The sequence below is a fragment of the Mycobacterium persicum genome (genome assembly GCF_002086915.1).
Taxonomy (GTDB): domain Bacteria; phylum Actinomycetota; class Actinomycetes; order Mycobacteriales; family Mycobacteriaceae; genus Mycobacterium; species Mycobacterium persicum.
The window spans coordinates 1-1,497 of the sequence record NZ_MWQA01000029.1 but is presented as its reverse complement, the minus strand read 5'-3'; the positions used below and the strand labels follow the sequence as shown (position 1 = coordinate 1,497).

2 protein-coding genes are annotated in these 1,497 nt (G+C 64.6%); both read right to left on the bottom strand.

Annotation, left to right across the window (positions count from 1 at the left end; translation table 11 throughout):
* Position 1 precedes the first annotated feature (1 nt).
* A complete protein-coding gene (locus tag B4U45_RS28715; RefSeq protein WP_082275230.1) occupies positions 2–1,003 on the bottom strand; it encodes an IS3 family transposase in 1,002 nt (333 codons plus the stop codon).
* A gap of 11 nt (positions 1,004–1,014) precedes the next feature.
* On the bottom strand, positions 1,015–1,464 hold the full coding sequence (locus B4U45_RS28710; protein WP_075545521.1) for a transposase: 450 nt from the start codon (positions 1,462–1,464) through the stop codon (positions 1,015–1,017).
* Between the last annotated feature and the right edge of the window lie 33 nt (positions 1,465–1,497).

Genomic DNA, 1,497 nt, shown 5'->3' with positions numbered 1-1,497 from the left:
GTCAGGCTGCGTGTTCTGTGTCGGTGTTCTCCTTCGGTGGTTCGTTGATCCAGGCTGCTTCGGGCAGCTTGGGTGGGGCGGGTTTGCGGCGGAACCGGTCGGGGTTCGCCGCGTAGGCGGCGGCGAGGGTTTCGGCGCGCCGGGCCCGGATCTCGATGGCGGTGCCGTCATGGATCGAYGCCGCGGTATGCAATCCGATCCCGGAATGCCGATGCTCATGGTTGTAGTAATGAAAGAACTTGTCGCAGAACACTTCTGCTTGATCGAACGACGCGAACCGCTCCGGGAACACCGGGCAGTATTTCATCGTCTTGAACCCCGACTCAGAGTAGGGATTGTCATTCGACACGTGCGGGCGCGACAAGCTCCTTGTCACACCCAGATCAACCAGCAGCTGGTGGACGTTCTTGCTGGTCATCGACGTCCCGTTATCTGAATGCAGGTGATCTGGCACGACGCCGCCGTTTTTGGCGAACGCTTCCTCGATGAACGCTTTGGCCGCTTCGGCGTCCTCGGTGGGCACAAGCAGGTGATTGACCGCCTTGCGGGAGAAGATGTCGAGCATCACGAACAGGTCGTAATACTCGCCCCTGACCGGGCCTTTCAGCTTCGTCACATCCCAACTCCACACCTGGTTGGGCCCGGTCGCGACTAGCTCCGGCTTCGCCCGCGGCGGATGGCTGGCCTGGCGGCGACGCTCGGACACCTCGCCGTTCTCGCGCAGCAGCCGGTACATCGTGGAAATGCTGCACAGGTAGGTGCCCTCGTCAAGCAGCACCGCCCACACCTGCGCAGGCGACTTGTCGACGAATCGGTCGCTGCGCAGCACTTCCAGCACCCTGGCGCGCTCCAGCTCGGTCAGCGCCCCAGGATGCTGCGCTTGCGGCCGTTTCGGGCCCTGCACAGGCGGTTTCGGGTTGCGTTGCCGGTGCAGCGTGGCGCGGGACTTTCCGGTCAGCCGGCACGCGGCCACCACACCGACCAGCGGCACCAACTCGTTCACAGCGCCGTCGATCAAGGGTTCTGCCTGGTCTCGCCGTCCGAGCTGTTGGACAGCAGCGACAACAGCTCGGATAGTTTTCCCAGGACCTCGTGGGCCTGCTTGGCCTTGGCCAGCTCAGCGGCCAGACGCGCGTTCTCGGCCTCCAGCCTCGCGGCCCGCTTGTCTGCCTCGGTCATGGCCGGCTTGGGGCCTGAGGGCTTGGCCGCGAGCGCATTCAACGCTCCAGCGTCACGCAGCCGCTTCCACTCGGTGATGTGCGAGGAGTACAAACCCTCCTTGCGCAGCAGCGCCCCCCGGGCACCCGGCTCGGTCAGCAACTCGTACTGCTCGAGAATGCCGAGCTTGTACTCCGCGGTGAACGTCCGCCGTTTCGGCCGCTTCTCACGCGGCCCCTTGCCGCTACCCACGTTCCCATCATCGGCCACCGCCACCGCGGCGGTATCGGCCAGTGTCATCGTCACGGAATCAGAATCCAGTCCTCGCCCTGCTTCTCA